Source organism: Nocardiopsis sp. NPDC007018 (assembly GCF_040635075.1).
GTDB lineage: Bacteria > Actinomycetota > Actinomycetes > Streptosporangiales > Streptosporangiaceae > Nocardiopsis.
Map to the genome: position 1 here is coordinate 38,425 of NZ_JBEYHA010000005.1, position 19,548 is coordinate 57,972.

At 71.9% G+C, this 19,548-nt stretch carries 19 protein-coding genes; 13 read left to right on the plus strand and 6 right to left on the minus strand.

Features of this window, described 5'->3' with window-relative positions; genetic code table 11:
- Positions 1 to 44: 44 nt before the first annotated feature.
- Both ABZ635_RS03910 and ABZ635_RS03915 read left to right on the plus strand, forming a co-directional pair.
- Positions 45 to 773, plus strand: a complete 729-nt coding sequence (locus ABZ635_RS03910) for an acyltransferase (protein ID WP_357758480.1) — start codon at positions 45 to 47, stop codon at positions 771 to 773.
- 166 nt (positions 774 to 939) lie between these two features.
- Positions 940 to 2,085: a cystathionine gamma-synthase gene (locus tag ABZ635_RS03915; RefSeq protein ID WP_357758483.1), complete on the plus strand. Its 1,146-nt coding sequence runs from the start codon at positions 940 to 942 to the stop codon at positions 2,083 to 2,085.
- Between the two features lie 139 nt (positions 2,086 to 2,224).
- Here the strand turns inward: ABZ635_RS03915 and ABZ635_RS03920 are convergent, their stop codons facing one another.
- A complete protein-coding gene (locus ABZ635_RS03920; RefSeq protein ID WP_357758485.1) occupies positions 2,225 to 2,470 on the minus strand; it encodes a hypothetical protein in 246 nt (81 codons plus the stop codon).
- A gap of 298 nt (positions 2,471 to 2,768) precedes the next feature.
- On the opposite strand from ABZ635_RS03920, the gene ABZ635_RS03925 reads away from it, so the two are divergent.
- Together ABZ635_RS03925 and ABZ635_RS03930 are read left to right on the plus strand one after the other, a co-directional pair.
- Positions 2,769 to 3,500 (plus strand): GntR family transcriptional regulator, encoded by a 732-nt coding sequence (locus tag ABZ635_RS03925; RefSeq protein ID WP_357758488.1) that lies wholly within the window; start codon positions 2,769 to 2,771, stop codon positions 3,498 to 3,500.
- A gap of 7 nt (positions 3,501 to 3,507) precedes the next feature.
- The gene (locus ABZ635_RS03930) at positions 3,508 to 4,317 is read left to right on the plus strand and encodes a GntR family transcriptional regulator (protein ID WP_357758491.1); all 810 of its coding nucleotides are present in this window, start codon (positions 3,508 to 3,510) and stop codon (positions 4,315 to 4,317) included.
- 65 nt (positions 4,318 to 4,382) lie between these two features.
- Here ABZ635_RS03930 and ABZ635_RS03935 read toward each other — a convergent pair whose 3' ends face one another.
- Together ABZ635_RS03935 and ABZ635_RS03940 are read right to left on the minus strand one after the other, a co-directional pair.
- The gene (locus tag ABZ635_RS03935) at positions 4,383 to 5,528 is read right to left on the minus strand and encodes a VWA domain-containing protein (RefSeq protein WP_357758494.1); all 1,146 of its coding nucleotides are present in this window, start codon (positions 5,526 to 5,528) and stop codon (positions 4,383 to 4,385) included.
- The gene (locus ABZ635_RS03940) at positions 5,528 to 6,949 is read right to left on the minus strand and encodes a sigma 54-interacting transcriptional regulator (protein WP_357758497.1); all 1,422 of its coding nucleotides are present in this window, start codon (positions 6,947 to 6,949) and stop codon (positions 5,528 to 5,530) included. The genes ABZ635_RS03935 and ABZ635_RS03940 overlap by 1 nt, the downstream gene beginning before the upstream one ends.
- Positions 6,950 to 7,143: 194 nt before the next feature.
- Between ABZ635_RS03940 and ABZ635_RS03945 the strand changes: the two genes are divergently transcribed.
- A complete protein-coding gene (locus ABZ635_RS03945; RefSeq protein WP_357758499.1) occupies positions 7,144 to 8,298 on the plus strand; it encodes an FIST N-terminal domain-containing protein in 1,155 nt (384 codons plus the stop codon).
- A gap of 141 nt (positions 8,299 to 8,439) precedes the next feature.
- Positions 8,440 to 9,804 (plus strand): hypothetical protein, encoded by a 1,365-nt coding sequence (locus ABZ635_RS03950; RefSeq protein WP_357758502.1) that lies wholly within the window; start codon positions 8,440 to 8,442, stop codon positions 9,802 to 9,804.
- Between the two features lie 84 nt (positions 9,805 to 9,888).
- On the opposite strand, the gene greA is transcribed toward ABZ635_RS03950, so the two are convergent.
- Complete coding sequence (greA, locus tag ABZ635_RS03955) at positions 9,889 to 10,389, minus strand: transcription elongation factor GreA (RefSeq protein ID WP_357758505.1); 501 nt, start codon at positions 10,387 to 10,389, stop codon at positions 9,889 to 9,891.
- Between the two features lie 148 nt (positions 10,390 to 10,537).
- Complete coding sequence (locus ABZ635_RS03960) at positions 10,538 to 10,954, minus strand: DUF4307 domain-containing protein (protein WP_357758508.1); 417 nt, start codon at positions 10,952 to 10,954, stop codon at positions 10,538 to 10,540.
- Positions 10,955 to 11,110: 156 nt separating this feature from the next.
- Here ABZ635_RS03960 and mca point away from each other — a divergent pair, with 156 nt between their 5' ends.
- From mca to ABZ635_RS03985, 5 genes are all read left to right on the plus strand, one after another.
- Positions 11,111 to 11,989 carry a mycothiol conjugate amidase Mca gene (gene mca, locus ABZ635_RS03965; protein ID WP_357758511.1) on the plus strand — a complete coding sequence of 293 codons (879 nt, stop codon included), beginning with the start codon at positions 11,111 to 11,113 and terminating at the stop codon, positions 11,987 to 11,989.
- A gap of 5 nt (positions 11,990 to 11,994) precedes the next feature.
- On the plus strand, positions 11,995 to 12,279 hold the full coding sequence (locus ABZ635_RS03970; protein ID WP_357758514.1) for a hypothetical protein: 285 nt from the start codon (positions 11,995 to 11,997) through the stop codon (positions 12,277 to 12,279).
- A gap of 84 nt (positions 12,280 to 12,363) precedes the next feature.
- On the plus strand, positions 12,364 to 13,062 hold the full coding sequence (locus ABZ635_RS03975; protein WP_357758516.1) for a GntR family transcriptional regulator: 699 nt from the start codon (positions 12,364 to 12,366) through the stop codon (positions 13,060 to 13,062).
- Between the two features lie 112 nt (positions 13,063 to 13,174).
- Positions 13,175 to 14,179 carry an ornithine cyclodeaminase family protein gene (locus ABZ635_RS03980; protein ID WP_357758519.1) on the plus strand — a complete coding sequence of 335 codons (1,005 nt, stop codon included), beginning with the start codon at positions 13,175 to 13,177 and terminating at the stop codon, positions 14,177 to 14,179.
- A 44-nt stretch (positions 14,180 to 14,223) separates the two neighbouring features.
- Complete coding sequence (locus ABZ635_RS03985) at positions 14,224 to 16,272, plus strand: thioredoxin domain-containing protein (RefSeq protein WP_357758522.1); 2,049 nt, start codon at positions 14,224 to 14,226, stop codon at positions 16,270 to 16,272.
- 118 nt (positions 16,273 to 16,390) lie between these two features.
- Here ABZ635_RS03985 and ABZ635_RS03990 read toward each other — a convergent pair whose 3' ends face one another.
- Positions 16,391 to 17,758 (minus strand): serine/threonine-protein kinase, encoded by a 1,368-nt coding sequence (locus ABZ635_RS03990; RefSeq protein ID WP_357758525.1) that lies wholly within the window; start codon positions 17,756 to 17,758, stop codon positions 16,391 to 16,393.
- A gap of 313 nt (positions 17,759 to 18,071) precedes the next feature.
- Here ABZ635_RS03990 and ABZ635_RS03995 point away from each other — a divergent pair, with 313 nt between their 5' ends.
- Positions 18,072 to 18,683, plus strand: coding sequence for a sigma-70 family RNA polymerase sigma factor (locus ABZ635_RS03995; RefSeq protein ID WP_357758528.1), 612 nt, complete (start codon positions 18,072 to 18,074; stop codon positions 18,681 to 18,683).
- Between the two features lie 94 nt (positions 18,684 to 18,777).
- A complete protein-coding gene (locus ABZ635_RS04000; protein WP_357758531.1) occupies positions 18,778 to 19,539 on the plus strand; it encodes an isoprenyl transferase in 762 nt (253 codons plus the stop codon).
- The last annotated feature ends 9 nt before the right edge of the window (positions 19,540 to 19,548 follow it).

Below are 19,548 nucleotides of genomic sequence, written 5' to 3' on the forward strand. Positions count from 1 at the left end.
TGTTCGCGTCAGTACGTACTGGCCGGTAATAAGTAGGTGCACCCGTGTCGCGGCTCCTCAACTGGATCATCCGCTCCGCCTGGTCGTACGCGCGCAGTCACGGAGAGATCCGAGCCGACTCCCGGGCGGCCCGCAGGTTCGCGCGCTTCGGCGCGGGATCGGCGATCGCCTTCCCCACGGCGACGGTCTACGGCGAGCCGTGGATCGAGATCGGCGTCCACACCGTGCTGGGCGGGGACATGACCCTCGCCGCTGGGATGGGCCCCGACTACGACCTCGGCGAGGGCACGGTGGTGCGGATCGGCTCCGGGTGCGCCATCGGACGCGGCTCGCACATCGTGGCGCACCGCTCGGTGGACATCGGCGACCACGTGTACACCGGCCCCTACGTCTACATCACCGACCAGAACCACGCCTACGCCAACACCGACATCCCCGTGGGCCTCCAGTGGCCGGTGGACGATCCGGTGAGCATCGGCGACGGTAGCTGGCTCGGCGCCAACTGCGTGATCCTGCCCGGTGTGCACCTGGGCAGGAACTCCGTGGTGGCGGCCGGTACGGTCGTGCGACCGGGCACCTACCCCGACCACGCGGTCATCGCGGGCGTCCCCGGCAAGGTCGTGCGCACCCACGACACCGAGCTCGGATGGGACCCGCCCCTGCGCGAGACCGGGACCCCCACCCGGGTCCCCACTCCGGTGACGGGGTTGCCGCCCGAGGTTCCCGCCGAGCCCCCCGAACCGGGGTCGCCGACCCGTTTCCCCCCGGCCTGACGGACCGTCCGCGCGGGAGGCTCCCGGGGCCCGCGGCGCCTCGGAGGGCTCCGTGTCGGCATCGGTCGCCGCGCGCGCGGCCGCGACGCGCGAGAAGACGACCACATCCTGAGATATGCCTGTTGACAACGGGTTCCGGGCGGTCCCGGGGCACTAGGGTGGCCCCATGAAGTTCGACGGTTTTGAAACGCTGGCCATCCACGCGGGGCAGGAGCCGGACGCCGGTACCGGTGCCGTGGTTGTGCCGATCTACCAGACGAGTACCTACGCCCAGGACGGCGTGGGCGGGATGCGGCAGGGCTACGAGTACTCCCGCACCAAGAACCCCACCCGCACCGCGCTGGAGGAGTGCCTGGCCGCCCTGGAGTCCGGTGCCCGGGGCCTGGCCTTCGCCTCCGGCATGGCCGCCGAGGACACCCTCCTGCGCACGGTCCTCTCCCCGGGCGACCACATCATCATCCCCGGCGACGCCTACGGTGGCACGTTCCGGCTCATCTCCAAGGTGGTCGAGCGCTGGGGCGTCACCTGGGACGCCGTCGACCAGACCGACGTCGACGCGGTCCGCGACGCCGTCCGCCCCAACACCCGCGTGGTGTGGACGGAGACGCCCACCAACCCCCTCCTGGGCATCACCGACATCGAGACGGTCGCGCAGATCGCCCACGAGGCCGACGCCCTGCACGTGGTGGACAACACCTTCGCCTCGCCCTACCTCCAGCGGCCGCTCACCCTGGGCGCCGACGTGGTCGTGCACTCCACGACCAAGTACGTCGGGGGCCACTCCGACGTGGTCGGCGGCGCGCTGGTCGTGGCCGACGCCGAGCTCGGCGAGCGGCTGGCCTTCCACCAGAACACCATGGGCGCCGTCGCGGGCCCCTTCGACGCCTGGCTGACGCTGCGCGGGGTCAAGACCCTGGGCGTGCGCATGGACCGCCACAGCGAGAACGCCGAGCGCGTGGTGGCCGCGCTGGAGGGCCACCCGGCGGTCGGGCGGGTCTACTACCCGGGCCTGGACACCCACCCGGGGCACAAGATCGCCGAACGGCAGATGCGCGCCTTCGGCGGCATGGTCTCGTTCACGCTCAGGGGCGGTGAGCAGGCCGCGCTGGACCTGTGCGAGCGGACGAAGGTGTTCACCCTGGGTGAGTCCCTGGGCGGTGTGGAGTCGCTGATCGAGCACCCGGGCCGGATGACGCACGCGTCCACGGCGGGCTCGGCGCTGGAGGTCCCGGCCGACCTGGTGCGGATCTCCGTGGGCATCGAGTCCGGTGACGACCTCGTGGCGGACCTGACCCAGGCCCTGGAGGGCTGACCTTCGGGGTGGGTCCTGCGGGGCGACCCCCGGCGGGGGTGCCCGCGCCACGCCGCGCGGGTGCCCCGGCCGTGTGCCGGGCCCGTCGCGGCCTCCGCGTCGATGGTGCTCGGGGGCGGTGCCCTCGTACGTGCCGGGGTCAGACGGCGGTGGGGGTACGGCCGCGGTCGGGGAGGTCGCCCGGGCCCTGGCCCCGGAAGCGCAGGCCGACCACGGCCCGGCTGGAGCGGGTGAGGGCGTTGTCGTCGTCGCTCCGGCGCAGGGAGCGGTAGGTGCCGCCGCGGTCCGCGCGGCGGATGCCGATGGAGACGGCGAGGAGGAAGCCGACCGCGAGGGCGGTCAGGAACAGGGCGGCGAGGATGAGGATGACGAACGCGATGTTCATGGGGAAGTCCTTCGCGTAGGCGGGTGGTCAGTTCCTGGTGGGCCCCCTGCCGTACAGGGGGAGGGTGGTGCCGGGGATCACTGGTGCCGTGTTCCTCTGCCGGTATGGGGCGGGTGGTCCTGGAGGGGCTGTCGCATGCTGTCGGTCTCCGGTTCTGGGGGCCGGTGTGCCCTGTACTGAGGGTCACCTTCCTTTAGGATGGTTCATGAGAACCAGTCAGAGCTGTTTGGCTGGTGTAGCACTTAGCTTGTTGGTACAAGCTGTGTTGTTGGTCTTCTACCCCTCCTAGGGCGGACTCATGCGGGCAGAGAGCAGATACCGACAGATCGCCCGTGTCCTGCGACGGGAGATCCAGGACCGGAGCCTCCCCCTGGGCGGCCAACTCCCCTCGGAGAAGCAGCTGGAGGAGCGCTTCGAGGCCTCCCGCAACACCATCCGCCTCGCCCTGGGCATGCTGCGCAACCAGGGCCTCATCGTCAGCAGGCCCGGGCGCGGACACTTCGTCCAGGACGTGGTCCCCGAGATCTTCTACGCCACCCGCAAGACGGGCGGCCCGGAGGGGCTCAACGAGTTCAACATGAGCGGCCTGACCCTGGAGGAGCTCCAACTGCTCAGCGCCACCCCCGACATCGCCAGCCGCCTCCGGGTCCCGGAGGGGGAGATGACGGTGGTCCGGCGCATGCACCGCTTCTCCGGCGAGCGGTCCGGATCGATCAGCTCCGCCCACTACCCGGTCGACCTGGTCCAGGGCACCTCGCTGATGCTCCCCGAGAACGTCGGGAGCGCCCTGGCCGTGCTCCTGGAGCACGGCCACCGCCAGGTCGGCTACGTGGACGAGCTGGAGACGCGCATGCCCACCCCTCAGGAGGCCTCCGAGCTCGAACTCCCGCCCGGAGTCCCGGTCCTCAACGTGAACCGCACCGACTACTCCGACGAGCGACCGCTACGGATGGTGCACACTGTCCACGCGGGGCACAGCATCCGCTACCAGTTCGAGCACGGTAACCTCCAGGCCTACCACCGGGACTGACAAGCCAATGAGCGCGACGAAGAAGACCGTGGTCGCCGACTACCTGCGGGAGGCGCTGGCCAGGGGTGACTACCGCCCGGGCGACCGGCTGCCCGGCGAGGAGGAACTCGCCGACGAGCTCGACGTCTCCCGGGCCACCGCGCGCCTGGGGATGCGCATCCTCCAGGACGAGGGCCGGGTCTCCATCCGCGTCGGCCGGGGAGCCTTCGTCTCCGACCACCACCCGGTCACGCACAAGGCCACCCCCGACGGTACGGACGACCCCTCCCGCTTCGACCTCGGCTCCCGCGACCGCCTGCGGCGGGCCGGATTCGGCGACATCGACGAGAAGGTCAAGGTCAGCCTGGACACCATGCGCCCGAAGGTGGCCAAGCGACTGGTCGACGCCGCGGACGGCCGGGCCGCCAGCGGGGGACTGGTCGTCATCCGGTCCTCGGAGCACTTCGTGGACGGCGGTCTCTGGCAGTCCCACGTCACGTACTTCCCGTTCGGGATCGCCAACAACACCCCGCTGATGTCCCCCGAATACCTGGAGGGCGGGATCGGCGCCGTCCTGCGCGAGCTCGGATTCCACGAGGAATGGAACTGGGACGTGGTGGGGGCGCGCATGCCCTCCCAGGACGAGGCCGACGCCTTCGGGCTGGGGCCCGGCATCCCGCTGTTGGTCCAGGAACGGGTCACCTACCAGGGGCAGCGTCCGCTGCGCTACACGGAGGCGCTCATGCCGGCCAACCGCCACCAGCTCCTGTACGCGGGCGGCGACGCCCCCGACGAGCTACCGGTGCTGGACTCCGGCGTCAGCGTCTTCGACCACTGACCGCCCCGACCGCCGCAAGCCCGGTGCAGCCCGCGCGGTGACCGGCCGCGCACCGCCCCGCGCGTTCAGGGCCCGGACCGCCGCCGCAGGTACCGGTCGACGACCAGCGGCCCCAGGGCGTCGGCGCCCGCGTCCACCACGCCCACCCCGCGGCGGCGTTCGAGGAGCTCCCGGAACCCCCGCAGGCGGGGGTCGTCCGCGAGCAGGAAGAACGTCACCCCGGCGCCCTCGCCCAGTACGCAGTCCAACTCCGCGGCGGTGACCTCCACCGTGCGCGGCGCGGGCGGCCAGGAGAACCGCGCGTCCCCGTCCTCGCCCAGGTGGGCGGTGGGCTCGCCGTCGGTGACGACCAGCACCATCGGCAGCAGCCCCCGGTGGCGGCGCAGGTGCCGCCGGGCCAGGCGCAGCCCGTGCTGGAGGTTGGTGCCGGGCACCCGGCGCCAGTCGTGCTCCACGAGGTCGGCGGGGGACATCTCCCGGGCGTGGTCGCCGAACCCGACCAGGAGCACCCGGTCCTCGGGGTGCCGGGTGCGCACCAGGGTGTGCAGGGCCAGCGCCGTACGGACGGCGGCCTCGTGCAGGCCGCGCGTGACCATCGAGTGGGACAGGTCCACGAGCAGGCACACGGCGGCCGCGCCGGCCGGTTCGGTCTCCGCGTACCGGACGTCCCCCGCACGCAGCGGCGCCGCGCGGGAACCGCCCTGCGAGGCCCGGCGCAGCATCGCCTCGCGCAGGGTCGCCACCGCGTCCAGCGTCCGGTCCAGACCGTCGTGGGGGACGGCCGCACCGGTCGGTTCGCCGCCCGGGGCGTCGCCGCCGGGACGCCCCCCTGGCACGGTCCGCCGCGCGTTCTCGACCTCCCTCAACGCCACCTCGCCCAACCTGCGCAGCTCGCGCGGGGTCAGCCCGTGGTCGGCGGAGTCCAACCGCTCCAGCGGGCCGTGGGCGGCCGGGCCCAGCACGCCGCGCAGCGCGTCGGAGTCCAGGCCCCCCAGAGCGTCGCGGTCGCCCTCCGCGTACGCCGACAGCGCCTCCTCGGCGGCGGCGAGCACCGCCCCACGGACGTCCCCTTCGGGGGTGTCCTCCCGTGACCGGGCCCCGGCGATCAGACCCACCAGAGCCTCGGCGGCCCGCACCGCCTCCTCAGGGGGCGGGTCGGGCTCGGCGAGGGGGTCGGGGCCACCCATGTACTCCCGGTACCGGAACCTCATCAGAAGCGGTAGACACCACCCTCCGGGGCGGTGTCCTTGGACAGCCGCCGCTCCAGGTACAGGCCCTCCAACGCGAACTCCACCACCGACGCGGCCAGCCCCGGGGTGGGAGGGCCGTCGGTCTCCTCGGGGGCGGCCCGTTCCAACAGTCCGGCCAGGCCGGGCACCGTTCCCACCCGGCGCAGCAGCTCGGCCGCCCCCACGAGGTCGCCGCTCTCCACGGTCCCGCCGCCCGCGAACCGGTCACTGAGCGGTTCCAGGTCCGCGTCGCCCAACCGGGCCCGGAAGGTCTCGGAGACGGCCCGGCGCAGCAGGGTCTCCAGGACCGCCGCCTCGCGCCCCTCCGACCCCGTCTCGAACTCCACCTTGCCCACCAGGGGTTCGGGGACGCCCGCCAGGTCGCAGACCCGGGCCACGGGGACCTCCTCACCGGTCAGCGCGGCCCGGCGCAGCGCCGACGCCGCCAGGGTCTCGGCGGCCGCCACGGTGAACCGCACCGAGACCCCCGAGCGCTGGTCCACCCGGTTGGAGGCGCGCACGAGTCGGGCGAAGCGCACCACGGCCTCCAGTAGGTGCGAGGGGACGGTCGTGCCCGGGGGCAGGTCCGCCTCCTGCCGGACCAGCGCCAGTTCGTCGTCGAGACCGGGCGGGTAGTGGGTGCGCACCTGGGCGCCGAACCGGTCCTTGAGCGGGGTGACGATGCGCCCCCGGCTCGTGTAGTCCTCGGGGTTGGCGCTGGCCACCAGCAGGAGGTCCAGGGGCAGGCGCAGCGTGTACCCGCGTACCTGGAGGTCGCGCTCCTCCAGGACGTTGAACAGGGCCACCTGGGCGCGCGCGGGCAGGTCGGGGAGCTCGTTGACGCAGAACACGCCCCGGTTGGCGCGGGGCAGGAGGCCGTAGTGGACGGTCTCCGGATCACCGAGCGAACGCCCCTCCGCGATCCTGGCCGGGTCGACGTCGCCGATCAGCTCGGCGGTGCCGGTGTCGGGGGTGGCCAGTTTCTCGCCGTACCGGGCTTCGCGGTGCCGCCAGGTCACCGGGAGGGCGTCGTCCTCGGTCGCGCTCCGGCGCAGGCAGGCGGGACAGACCGGGGCGTAGGGGTGGTCGTTGACCGGGCAGCCCTCCACCACGGGGCTCCATTCGTCGAGCAGACCGGCCACGGTACGGATCAGCCGCGTCTTGCCCTGGCCGCGCTCGCCCAGCAGCACGATGTCGTGTCCGGCGATCAGCGCGCGCTCCAGCTGGGGGAGCACGGTGGCGTCGAACCCGTGCACACCGGGGAAGCGGGGGCCGCCCGAGGCCATCCGGGCCAGCAGGTTCTCACGTACCTCCGCCGTGGTGGAACGGTGGACGTGGCCGGACTCGCGCAGCGCGGCGCGCGTGCGCGGGAGCCCGCTCGGGACAGGTGCGGCATGGGTCACAAGGGGGAGTGTAGGGCGTGCCCGACCGCCCTCGGCCGCCTCGGGCGGGCCGGGACCGAAGGGGCGTTCGCCGGGACGGGGGCGTTTGAGGGTTCCTCTGGTGGATAGCCCCTGTTGGGAGTCGGATGGAAGAATGGGACGACAGGGTTCCCAGGCCCGGTCCAGGTGGCCGGTGAAGGCGGGGGTGGCGGCTGGTGGCTAGGTTCGGCGATGCACTGACGACGGGGGCCGACCTCGTGAACGCGGGCGAGCGAGCCGTCCTCCAGGCCCTGGAACAGGTGGACGGCCCCGCCGACCTGGTCTGTTTCTTCGTGAGCGGGGCCGACCCGGACGAGGTCACCCTGGCCGGGAGACGGGTCATGGAACTGGCCGGGGACGCCCTCACCCTGGGGTGCAGCGCCACCGGCGTGTTCGGCGCAGGCCGGGGCGTCGAGGGCCAGGGCGCGGTGAGCGTGTGGTGCGCCCGCCTGCCCGGGGTCGAGCTGACCCCCTTCCACCTGGACACCGTGGTCGAGGGCGACCAGCTGGCCGTGGTGGGTATGCGCGAACCGTCGCCGCGTGACCGGGTCGGCATCCTGCTCACCAACCCCTACGAGTTCCCCACCCAGGCGTTCGTCCGTGAAACTACCGAGGCCCTCGGCGGGCTCCCGCTGGTCGGGGCGATGGCGGACGGGCTGCGCGGGGAGGACTCCGTGCGGCTGTTCTGCGAGGGCGAGGTGGCCCCCAACGGAGCCGTGGGAGTGCTCGTCGGCGGTGAGGGGGTGCTGGGAACGGTGGTCAGCCAGGGGTGCCGCCCGGTGGGGCCGAACATGACCATCACCAAGGCCGAGGGCAACCTCGTGCTGGAGCTGGCCGGGACCAACGCCTACGAGCGGTTGGAGGCCCTGGTGGAGGAGCTGCCCGAGAAGGACCGCGAGCTGGCCGCGCGGGGCCTGCACATCGGGATCGCGATGGACGAGTACGCCGACCAGCACGAACAGGGCGACTTCCTCATCCGCACGCTCAACGGCGCCGACCCGGAGCTGGGCGCGCTCACCATTGACGAGATGGTGGAGGTGGGCCAGACCGTCCGCTTCCAGGTGCGGGACGCGGGGACGGCGGACGAGGACCTCGCGCGCAAACTGGCGGAGTTCGGCGCCGAGCACGCGGTGGCCGCGGGACTGTTGTTCTCGTGCCAAGGCCGGGGGGAGGCGCTGTTCTCCCAGGCCGACCACGACGTCCTGGCGGTGCGGCGCGTCCTGGGAGCCGGTCCGGTGGCGGGCCTGTTCGCGGCGGGTGAGATCGGCCCGGTCGCGGGGGTAAACCACGTGCACGGCTTCACGGCCTGTCTGCTGGCGTTCGGGGCCTGACCGCCGGGCGTCGGGTCAAGTCGGACTTTTACCCTCGGATCACCAACACCCTGACCAACCTGCTTGAGTGTGCGCACACCAGGGTGATTACTAAGAGTGACTGCGTTTTCATCACTTGCGTGCTTGGTGAGAGAAGGAACGATGGCCGACAACCGGCGCACGACCACGTCCCTCGTTGCCCTCGGGGCGTTCGCCCTCCTGGCTCCGCTGGCGACACCCACCCCAGCGCTGGCCGCCGAGTCCGCCTGGATGGAGCAGGACCTGACCTCGGCGGACCGGATCGGCCTGTCCCTGGACTCCGGAGCGCTGCGTCTGAACACCGGCCGGTCCACCGACCTCGGCGCCTCGCCGCGTCTGGACCCCGCGCAACGCCGTGCGGGGCTGGCGACCTTTCCCGGTCAGGAGCTGGACGGGGCCACCGACACCCTCGACGTCGACGTGCGCGTCACGGGCGACGCCGAGGAGGTCCTCACCGAGGCACGGGGCGTGCGCTCCGACGGGATGTGGACGGAGTGGCACCCCACTGGGGTCGGCGGAGGCAGGGTGACCCTGCCGGAACCGGTCGCGGAGGTGCAGCTGAGAGTGGGGGTGGAGTCCGAGGTGGTCGGCGGAGACGGGCCGCAGGAGCGGGACGAGGCGACCTCGGTCACCGAGGTGCGGGTGCGCCCGGTGGAGTCCACCGGGACGGACGAGCCCGCCGGGGCCACCGGAACCGACGGGGCCGGGGAGGACACCCAGGACGAGGCCCGGGACGACGACGTCCCCCGCCCGTTCTCGGCCCGCCTGTTCGCCACCCGCATCGGCCTGGTCGGCAACAAGACCGCCAACGGGCACACCGTCCGGCCCGACGACCAGTTCGTGGCCCTGCCCTCCCGCCGGGGCCTGGCCACCCGGGGCGGCGGCGAGTACACCGTCCGGGTGTGCAGCACCGGCGCCCTGGGGCCCGGCGCCAGCGGTGACACCGAGAACCACGAGCCCCGCTGCTCCTACCTGCCCGTGTGGGACGTGGGCCCCTGGAACATCACCGACGACCACTGGAACGACGACCGCGAGTCCTGGCGCGACCTGGACCGGGGCCGCCCCCAGGCGCAGGCCGCCTACACCGAGAGTCACAACGGCGGCCTCGACGGGTTCGGCCGCCGGGTGCTCAATCCGGCCGGCATCGACCTCGCCGACGGGGCCTTCAACGAGGGCCTCCAGCTCCCCACCAACGCGTGGGTGCGGGTCGACTACCTGTGGACCGCCGAATACCGTCACCGCGCCGAGATCACCACCGCCACCGGCGCGGACCCCGTGATCGTGCGGGAGGGTCCCGGCACCGACCACGACACCGTGGGCCAGGCCGCCCACAAGGCCAACGTGGACGTGGCCTGCCGCACCACCGGTGACCGGGCCGCCGGACCCGCCGGAGCCTCCGACGTCTGGTACCGGATCGGCGAGGACCACTACGTTCCGGCGGCCTTCGCCGTGGGCGGTGCCGACGCCCCCGAGTGCGTCACGGAGTAGGGGGCCGGGCATACGGCAGGGGCGGCCGAAGCCGCCCCTGCCGTACTACGTTCCTGGTCCGCCCGGTGGTGCCACGGCGGTGTGTCACATACCGCTGTAGGGAACCGCCTCGATGATCTCCACGCCGAGGCTCTTGCCGTTGGGCAGGTTGTAGCTGACCGTCTCACCGACGCCCTTGCCGTTGATGGCGGAGCCGAGCGGGGACTTGGGGGAGTACACGTCGATGGGGGAGCCGCTCTCCTCACGCGAGGCGAGCAGGAAGGTGACCTCCTCGTCGTCGCCGTCGAACCTGACGGTGACGGTCATGCCGGGGCCGACCACGCCCTCGGTACGGGGCGCCTCGCCGACCCGCGCGGTGCGCAGGATCTCGGTGAGCTGGAGGATGCGGGCCTCCATCTTGCCCTGCTCCTCCTTGGCGGCGTGGTAGCCGCCGTTCTCCTTCAGGTCACCCTCTTCCCGAGCGGCCTCGATCTTCTCCGCGATCTCGATACGCCCGGTCCCCGACAGGTGGTCCAGCTCTCCCTTGAGCCGGTCATACGCCTCCTGGGTGAGCCAGGTGACGTTGTCATCGCGGGTCTGGGTCACGGGAACTCCTTGTGTACTCGTAGCAATGGCCACCAGGCGGCCAGAGCTGAACTCACGAGAATATCACCGTGCGCGATCGCACACCGGTGACGCGTGTCTCGGGAGCCGCTCCGGATACCTGTGCCGAACAGGGGGAAAGCTCGGTTGATCAGTCCTGCGAACCTTGTTCCCTGCACGAGGCCACTTCTACCGTGGAAGCCTGACGAACCGTTTCAACGGTCTGGCTGACCATTCGGTTCCCGCCCTCGACCTCGATCCGCTCCGTGCCGACCTCGACCATCTGGGCGTCCAGGGCGCGGATCAGGCACTCGGCCCCGTTCTTGCTGTTGACCTCGAAGTCGATCCGGGCCTCGCTCCCGGTCGGCGCGGTCACCGCGATCACCTGGTGGTACACGCCGCCGCTCAGCCCGGTGTAGTTCATGACGGAGTAGCCCCAGCCGATGCTGACGGCCACGGCGAAGATGGTCGCGACGACGAAGAAGACGGGCCCGTTGCCGTGGCGCTTGCGTAGCGCTGGCGCGGTGTCGGCACTGTTCACGGCATCATCTTCCGGGGTCGCTGACATTGGGAATCTCCGAGCGAGGGGACGGTGTTGTCTAAGATATCCCCGACCTGACAGCCCCCCTACGCGGCCCGCACGTGAGTCGTCCACGCCGTGACCCGGGGTGGCGTCGGACAGCCGCGTGCAGTGGCCGTCGACCGAGCCAAGGAGAAGCCTTCGTTGTCCGAGCGCCTGCGGCTTATGGCCGTCCATGCCCATCCCGATGACGAGTCCAGCAAGGGCGCGGCCACCATGGCCCGCTACGCCCGAGAGGGTGCCGACGTGCTGGTCGTCACCATGACCGGTGGCGAACGCGGAGACATCCTCAACCCGGCGATGGAACGCCCCGAGGTCCGCGAGAACATCGCCGAGGTGCGCCGTGAGGAGATGAACCGGGCCCGCGAGATCCTCGGTGTCGAGCAGGAGTTCGCCGGTTTCGTCGACTCCGGCCTGCCCGAGGGCGACCCCCTCCCCCCGCTTCCCGAGGGCTGCTTCGCGACCCTTCCCGTGGAGGAGGCCGCCGAACCCCTGGTGGCCGCGATCCGCCGGTTCCGTCCGCACGTCATCCTGACCTATGACGAGAACGGTGGTTACCCGCACCCCGACCACATCATGACGCACCAGGTGTCGATGCACGCCTTCGACGCCGCCGCCGAGCCGGACGCCTACCCGGGCTCCGGCGACCCGTGGCAGCCCCTCAAGCTCTACTACTTCGTCTCGTTCCCGCCCGAGCGGTTCGAGGCCCTCGCGCGCATCCTGGCCGATCGCGGTCTGGACAACCCCTTCGCGGAGTGGATGGAGCGCCTCAAGGACCGGGAGCGCCCGCGCTGGGACATCACCACCCGCGTCCATTGCAGTGAGTACTTCGACACGGCGCACGAGGCGCTCAAGGCGCACGCGACCCAGATCGACCCGGACGGCTTCTGGTTCGCCGTGCCCAACGAGGTCGTGGCCGAGGCCTGGCCGACCGAGGACTACCACCTGGTCCGGTCCCTCGTGGACACCGAGGTCCCTGAGAAGGACCTCTTCGCGGGTGTGCGCGAGTCGATGAGAGTATGAGTGGCATGAACACCCTTCTCGCGTCCACCACGACGGTCGCCCAGGACTTCGCACTGGACAAGGACACCGTCACACCCGGTGTCCTGGGCTTCCTCGCCATCTTCGCGATCGGCGTGTGCCTCTACTTCCTGATGCGGAGCCTGATCGGCAAGCTCCGCGGGGTCTCGGCCCGGGCCGAGCTCCAGGAGGCCGAGGAGACCGCCGGGCGGGACGACAGTGTGGAGACCTCCGGGGTGGAGGCCGCCGCCGGAGGGCCCGCGTCCACGGGGGACTCCTCCACGAACGCCTGACCCGGCGCCGCCCCCGCCGCGCACCCGCGGGGGCGGTCCCGGCAGGCACGCCCCCGCATGAGGGGGAGTGCCTACGATGGGGGGATGCTGCCCGAGCCCTCCCGAGCCCCGTCCCTGCGCGACCGGGTCCACCACGAGCTCAGGTCGCGCATCATGGACCTGGAGCTGCCTCCCGGCCACCGGATCACCGAGCGCGAGGCGTCGGCCGAGCTCGGCGTCTCACGGGTGCCCCTGCGCGAGGCCCTGCGGTTGTTGGAGGCCGAGGGGCTGGTGGTGCTGGTGCCCCGGCAGGGGGCCATGGTGGCGAGCTGGTCCCGTGAGGACATCGTGCGGCTGTTCGAGGTGCGCGAGGAGCTGGAGACCCTGGCCGCGCGCCTGGCCGCCGCCCGGCGCACCGACGCCGACCTGCGGCGGATGCGCTCCCTCCTGGACGACGCCGAACACGCGCTGAAGGCGGACGACGAGTCCGCCACCGCCGCCGCGAACGCGGGTTTCCACCGGGCCGTGGTCGCCGCGTGCGGCAACCCGCTCCTCCAGCGGATGATGGCGCCGCTGGACTCCCGCGTGCAGTGGCTCTTCCATCTCACCCGGCACCGCGACACCCGGGAGCAGCGCGAGGAGCACGTCCGCCTGCTCGAACTCGTCGAGGCCGGTGACGGCGACGGCGCGGCGGCCCTGTACCGCGCGCACATCGCGGCAGGGCTCGAGCCCACGCTGACGGTGGCCGACACGTGGGAGCGGTTCGACCCGGTGGACGTCACCCGCACCCGCACCCGCAGGTAGGCGCCCGACCTGCGATCCACGGCCCCGGTTCCGCACCGAGACCGGGTGTTCCCTTGGCCGGGTTAGTGGTATACCGCTAATGCACGGCAGTGGACCCAGGGAGAAGGCACCGATGACGACCATCCTCACCCGATCCGACCTCACCGGCCTCGTCACCCCCCGAGAGGTGGCCTCGGCGGTGGAGGCCGCCTTCGCCGACCTCGCCGAAGGGCGCGCCGCGCAGCCCCACGCGGAACCGGCCCGCCTGCCCGGGCACGACGCCCAGTTCGTTCCGATGGTCGGGCTCCTCGGCAGCGGCGGCCTGGTGGCGGGCAAACTCCTCAGCGACATCCCCGGCAACCGCGAGCGGGGGCTCCCCTCCCAACAGTCCGTGCTGGTCCTGGCGGACGCGGACGACGGCGCCCCCCTGGCCATCCTCGACGGAGCCGTCCCCACCCGGCTGCGTACCGCCGCCGCGACCCGTGTGGCCACCCGCCACCTCGCCCGCCCCGGCTGGGACACCCTCGGCGTCATCGGAGCCGGGCCCCTGGCCGCCGCGCACGCGGTCGCGCTCGCCGACGAACGGGGCCTGGAACGGGTCCTCGTGTGGTCCCGCTCCTCGGCCACCGTCGAGCGGCTCCGTGCGACGCTGGCCGAGGAGGTCCCCGGCCTGGAGGTGGTCGCCGCCGCCTCTCCCCGCGCCGTCGTCGAGGCGTCCGAGGTCGTCTGCACCGTGACCCCCTCCCGCGAACCCCTGGTCGAGGGCGCCTGGCTGCGCCCCGGGCAGCACCTCAACGCGGTGGGCTCGCCCCCCAGGACCGACCACCGGGAGGTGGACGCGGCCGTCCTCGCCGCCGCCCGCGACTCCGGCCTCCTCGTGGTGGACTCCACCCCGGCCGCCCTGCACGAGTCCGGTGACATCGCGCACGCCCTCGCAGAGGGCGCCATCACCGCCGAGGACTGCTCCCTCGAACTGGCCGCCGTGGTCGGCGGCCGACACCCCGGCCGCACCTGCGACCGGCAGATCACCGTGTTCAACTCGGTGGGCATCGGCCTGGAGGACGCCGCCGTCGGCCGTCTCCTGCTCGACGCCGCCCGCGCTCGTGGCCTGGGCGCCGAGATCACCCTGTCCGCCTGACCCGGACCCGCGCGGCGCGGCGGTCGAGGTGGCACAGTGGAGGCATGCCCAACCGCCTGAGCGACGCGACCAGCCCCTACCTGTTGCAGCACGCCGACAACCCCGTGGAGTGGTGGCCCTGGGGGGAGGAGGCCTTCGCCGAGGCACGCCGCCGCGACGTCCCCCTCCTCATCTCCGTGGGCTACGCGGCCTGCCACTGGTGCCACGTCATGGCGCACGAGTCCTTCGAGGACCCCGAGACCGCCTCCCGGATGAACGAGCTGTACGTGAACGTCAAGGTCGACCGCGAGGAGCGCCCCGACGTCGACGCTGTGTACATGGAGGCCACCCAGGCCATGACCGGCCAGGGCGGTTGGCCCATGACCGTGTTCGCCACGCCTGACGGCGCCCCGTTCTACTGCGGGACCTACTTCCCCCGGGACCACTTCCGCAACCTCCTCAACGGGGTGGCCGACGCCTGGCGTAACCGGCGCGAGGACCTCCTCGACCAGGGGCGCCGTGTGGTGGAGGCCCTCGGGGCCCCGCGTCGGCTGGCCGCCTCCCCGCCGCCCACCGCCGCCGACCTCGACCTGGCCGTGCAGGCCCTCATCCACGACTACGACGTCGCCGAGGGCGGGTACGGGGACGAACCCAAGTTCCCGCCGTCCATGCTGCTGTCCTTCCTGACCGCGCAGCACGAGCGCACCTTCCCCTTCCAGAGCGCCGACGAGCCCACTCCCGCCGCCCTCATGGCGGGCGGCACCGCCGTGGCGATGGCCCGGGGCGGCATCTACGACCAGCTCGGCGGCGGGTTCGCCCGCTACGCGGTGGACGGCGCGTGGGTCGTGCCGCACTTCGAGAAGATGCTCTACGACAACGCCCTGCTGCTGCGCGCCTACACCCGGCTGTCCCGGCGCCCGGCGGGCGACGACCCCGCCGCGATCGCGGGCCGGGCCCTCATGCTCAGGGTGGCCCAGGAGACCGCCGACTGGATGCTGCGCGACCTGCGCACCCCGGAGGGCGGGTTCGCGTCCGCCCTGGACGCCGACAGCGAGGGCGGGGAGGGCACCTACTACGTGTGGACGCCCGCGCAGCTCACCGAGGTTCTCGGCGAGGAGGACGGCGCCTGGGCCGCCGACCTGTTCGCCGTGACCGAGCGGGGCACCTTCGAACACGGCTCCTCCGTGCTCCAGCTACGCGGGGACCCCGACGACCCCGAGCGCTTCGACCGGGTCCGCGCCGCCCTGCTCGCCGCCCGCGCCGAGCGGGTCCCGCCCGCCCGCGACGACAAGGTGGTGGCCGCCTGGAACGGGCTGGCGATCGCGGCGCTGGCCGAGGCAGGCGCCCTGCTGGAGCGCCCCGACTGGGTCCGGGCGGCCCGGGAGGCGGCCGACCTCGTCCTCGGGACCCATCTCCTCTACGGGCGGCTCGTGCGCACCTCGCGGGACGGCAGGCCCGGGCCCAGCGCCGCCGTCCTGGAGGACTACGCCGACCTCGCGGAGGGCCTGCTGGCCCTGCACGGCGTGACCGGGGAGGCCCGCTACGCGCGGGAGGCCGGGGGCCTGCTCGACACCGTCCTGGAGCGCTTCGGGGACGGGGAGGGCGGGTTCTACGACACCGCCGACGACGCCGAACAGCTCTTCAGCCGCCCCCAGGACCCCACGGACAACGCCACCCCCTCGGGCCGGTTCGCCGCGGCCTCGGCGCTGCTCACGTACGCGGCGCTGACCGGTCAGGAGCGCTACCGGACGGCCGCCGAGGGCGCGCTGTCCGTGGTGCCGCTCCTGGCCGAGAAGGCCCCGCGCTTCGCCGGGTGGGGTCTGGCCGCAGGGGAGGCACGGCTCAGCGGGCCGCGCGCCGTCGCGGTGGTGGGGGAGCCGGGGGAGCCGGCCGCCGAGGAGCTGGTGCGCACCGTGCTCCGGTGGGCGCCCCTGGGCACGGTCCTCACGCGAGGGGACGGGACCGACGACGGCGGGGTCGCGCTCCTCGAACAGCGGGTGCGGGTCGGGGGCAGGCCCACCGCCTACGTGTGCGAGGGCTTCGTCTGCAAACTGCCCGTCACGACTCCGGAGGAACTGCGGGCCCAGTTGTCGGGTGAGGCGAACTCGGGCTGAGAATGTGGTTGAAAAATCAACATCATTCCCGAAGGCGCATTGACCCGTCGACAATCCCGAACTGTCGGCGGTGAATGGCCGAACTACGGGATGTGTCCGCGACGCGAGTTCGGGGTGGTCACGACAACTCGATTCCCTCCACGATCTCGTCCACCAGGTCGGGACGGTAATCGGGCTGGCGGATCTCCAGGTAGACCGTTCTGGGGGTGTCCGGCGGGTGCACGGCGACCGAGGTGAAGGCGCCGTTGCCGTTGCACTCCGGCCACTCCCAGGCCGTGCCCTGCCAGTCGCCCTCGCTGATCGCCCGCTCCTCCGGCGGCCCCGGACACGGCTTGGTGTCGGCCACCGTGTCCAGGTTCGGCGCGCCCGGCACCACCGTGGCGTACACCCCGTACGAGGGGACGTCCGTGGAGTGCCAGTCGGCCACGTCGGTGGCGGCCAACAGCCCCGGCCCGGCGCCGGAGTCGGCGACCGAGTCGCGCGCCTCCTGGTCGGTGTGGAACTCGCGGGCCCACACCGCCGGTACGTCCACGCGGATCTCCATCGCTGAGTTGCGCACCGTCGTCAACACCATGCCCGGTGTCCCCATCGACGAACTGACCCCCGTGAGCAGGAGGCCGCACGCCAGGACCAGGGCCCCGGCCCGCTGCCGGGGCATGCGGTACCGCTGCCACCAGGCGGTGTCCTCGCTCAGGTTGGGAGCCATACGGATGGCGCGCACCCGGTCGGTGAACGTCTTCGCGTCGGCCGGGCGGCTCTCCCGGTCCACCGACAGCGCCGAGAGGATCAGTTCGTCCAGCGCAGGAGGCAAACCTGGCCGAATCCGGCCAGGCGCCACCCTGACCGGAGGCCGGGACGGCGGACGTCCGGTAATGAGCTCGTAGGCGACCGCGCCCAACGAGTACACGTCCGAGCGGACGTCCAGGTCGCCACCGGGGATGCTCTGTTCGGGCGACATGTAGCCGGGAGTCCCGGCCGCCGCGGTGAACCCCGAGGCCTCGTCGATCGCCTTCGCGAAACCCAGGTCCGCCACCAGCACGCGCTGACCCACGGGGGAGGACTGGAGCAGCACGTTCGACGGCTTGATGTCCCGGTGGATCGTGCCGTGGCCGTGCAGCACCGTGATGCCCTGGCCGATCTCCGTGAGCAGCCGCAGCGCCTCGTCCAGGGGCAGCTGGCCCCGGTGGACGAGGTCGGCGACGCTGCCCTGGTCGGCGTAGGTCATCACCATGTACGGGCGCCCGTCGGGCAGCACGTCGACGTCGTGGACCGCCACCAGCCACGTGGAGTCGGTCTGGCGCAGGATGCGCGCCTCCTCCAGGAAGCGGTGCTGGATGTCCATCTGGTGCGCCCAGTTCTCGGCGAGTACCTTGATGGCCACGGGGTAGTTCAGCAGATCGTCCTGCGCCAGCCAGACGGTGGCGAAGGAACCGGAACCCAAACGCCTGATGACGCGGTAACGTCCGAAGGCCTCCGGTTGGCTCATCTTTGCCTCGGTCTGTCGGGGGTGAATACGCGGTCGTTGCCCACTAATACACCATCTGCGCCTTCACGTGGACTTCCGTGGATATGATCCCCACCCCCGGGTATCGTCGACGCCTCCGGGGCATGGAGACTGGAGGTTCCCTTCGAGTTCCGTGCGCCATGTGCACCGGGGGGCGCAGACCATGGGATTCGCGAGGCGGGAGCCGAGCGGGGCTCATAGGCGTCCCATTGACGTGTGACCCTCTCATGAGTGGGCGCGTACGCGTTCGTACGGACCACCGGACGTCTGCCGCAAGCCAGGAAGAGAATGAGCCATGCACAGTAGTGACAACTCGGAGAACGAGGAGACCCCCACCCCCCGCCGCCGGGTGGCCAGCAACGTCGACGAGGAGCTGGAGGAGCTCGCGCGCCGCGCCAAGCACGGTGACGCGGTGGCCCTCGACGACCTCCTGCGCCGCATCCAGCCCGAGGTACTGCGCCGCTGCGCCCGGTTCCTGCCCTACCGTCAGGACGCCGAGGAGGCCTGCCAGGACGCGCTCCTGCGGGTCGCCCGCAAGATCGACAGCTTCAAGGGCGACTCCCTCTTCACCACGTGGCTCTACACGGTGGTGTCCAACTCCGCCCGGCAGACCTACCGCTCCATGAAGCGCCGGTCGGCCGAGTTCCCCACCGAGGCCGAGCGGATGCCGAACCAGCGCGACCCCCGCACCACGAGCGTCATCGCCGGTTCGCGCATCGACCTGTTGGAGGCGCTCGACCAGCTGGAGAAGGACCGGCCCAACCTCGTGGCCCCGCTGGTCCTGCGCGACCTGTGCCAGATGGACTACAACGAGATCGCCTCCGAGCTCAACCTCGCCTTGGGAACGGTCAAGTCCCGTATCCACCAGGGCCGCAAGCACGTGCGCAAATCGCTCGCCGTGACGTGACGTCCACGGGCGAACTACTCTGGAGGCATCCCCGTCGGCACATCCGTTCACAGGAGTGCGCCGTCCCATGATCCAGCTCTGAGAGGTTTCGCCAATGGGGCTCCGTGACCCCCTGTACTGGCTGTACGAGCGGCGTCTCGAACGCGGTCTGACCAGCCAGGAGATTCCCAGGCACGTCGGTGTGGCCATGGACGGCAACCGGCGCTGGGCCAAGAGCAGTGGTCTTCCGGGCGCCGAGCAGGGTCACCAGGCCGGGGCGAACAAGATCTTCGACGTCCTCGGATGGTGCAACGAGGTCGGTGTGCAGGTCGTCACGTTGTGGATGCTGTCCACCGACAACCTCACCCGTGACGAGGCCGAGCTCGGCCCCCTCGTTCGCATCATCGAGGAGACCATCGCGCGGCTGCGCCGGGAGGGCTGGAACACCCGCCCGGTCGGAGCCCTCGACGTCCTGCCCGACTCCACCGCCCGCGCCCTCAAGGAGGCCGAGGAAGCCACATCCGGCAATCCCGGGCTGGTTGTCAACGTCGCCGTCGGGTATGGGGGTAGACGTGAGATCGCTGATGCGGTTCGGTCGCTCCTCCAGGAGGAGGCGGCGAAGGGCACCGGTATCCAGGAGCTGGCAGAGCGCCTGGACATCGAGGACATCGCCCGGCATCTCTACACGCGCGGACAACCCGACCCCGACCTGCTCATCCGCACCTCGGGGGAACAGCGTCTGTCGGGTTTCATGCTCTGGCAGAGCGTGCACTCGGAGTTCTACTTCTGCGAGGTCTTCTGGCCCGCGTTCCGCAGAGTGGACTTCCTGCGCGCGCTGCGTGCCTACGGCGCGCGCAACCGGCGCTTCGGCTCCTGAATCCCGTTC

What these genes read in the sequence shown, in the direction of transcription:
- ABZ635_RS03925 (WP_357758488.1), top strand. Translation starts at nt 2,769, where the DNA reads ATGCGGGCAGAGAGCAGATACCGACAGATCGCCCGTGTCCTGCGACGG.
- ABZ635_RS03995 (WP_357758528.1), top strand. Translation starts at nt 18,072, where the DNA reads ATGCACAGTAGTGACAACTCGGAGAACGAGGAGACCCCCACCCCCCGC.
- ABZ635_RS03985 (WP_357758522.1), top strand. Translation starts at nt 14,224, where the DNA reads ATGCCCAACCGCCTGAGCGACGCGACCAGCCCCTACCTGTTGCAGCAC.
- ABZ635_RS03920 (WP_357758485.1), bottom strand. Translation starts at nt 2,470, where the DNA reads ATGAACATCGCGTTCGTCATCCTCATCCTCGCCGCCCTGTTCCTGACC.
- ABZ635_RS03980 (WP_357758519.1), top strand. Translation starts at nt 13,175, where the DNA reads ATGACGACCATCCTCACCCGATCCGACCTCACCGGCCTCGTCACCCCC.
- ABZ635_RS03950 (WP_357758502.1), top strand. Translation starts at nt 8,440, where the DNA reads ATGGCCGACAACCGGCGCACGACCACGTCCCTCGTTGCCCTCGGGGCG.
- ABZ635_RS03960 (WP_357758508.1), bottom strand. Translation starts at nt 10,954, where the DNA reads ATGTCAGCGACCCCGGAAGATGATGCCGTGAACAGTGCCGACACCGCG.
- ABZ635_RS03990 (WP_357758525.1), bottom strand. Translation starts at nt 17,758, where the DNA reads ATGAGCCAACCGGAGGCCTTCGGACGTTACCGCGTCATCAGGCGTTTG.
- ABZ635_RS03930 (WP_357758491.1), top strand. Translation starts at nt 3,508, where the DNA reads ATGAGCGCGACGAAGAAGACCGTGGTCGCCGACTACCTGCGGGAGGCG.
- ABZ635_RS03935 (WP_357758494.1), bottom strand. Translation starts at nt 5,528, where the DNA reads ATGAGGTTCCGGTACCGGGAGTACATGGGTGGCCCCGACCCCCTCGCC.
- ABZ635_RS03915 (WP_357758483.1), top strand. Translation starts at nt 940, where the DNA reads ATGAAGTTCGACGGTTTTGAAACGCTGGCCATCCACGCGGGGCAGGAG.
- ABZ635_RS04000 (WP_357758531.1), top strand. Translation starts at nt 18,778, where the DNA reads ATGGGGCTCCGTGACCCCCTGTACTGGCTGTACGAGCGGCGTCTCGAA.
- ABZ635_RS03975 (WP_357758516.1), top strand. Translation starts at nt 12,364, where the DNA reads ATGCTGCCCGAGCCCTCCCGAGCCCCGTCCCTGCGCGACCGGGTCCAC.
- ABZ635_RS03970 (WP_357758514.1), top strand. Translation starts at nt 11,995, where the DNA reads ATGAACACCCTTCTCGCGTCCACCACGACGGTCGCCCAGGACTTCGCA.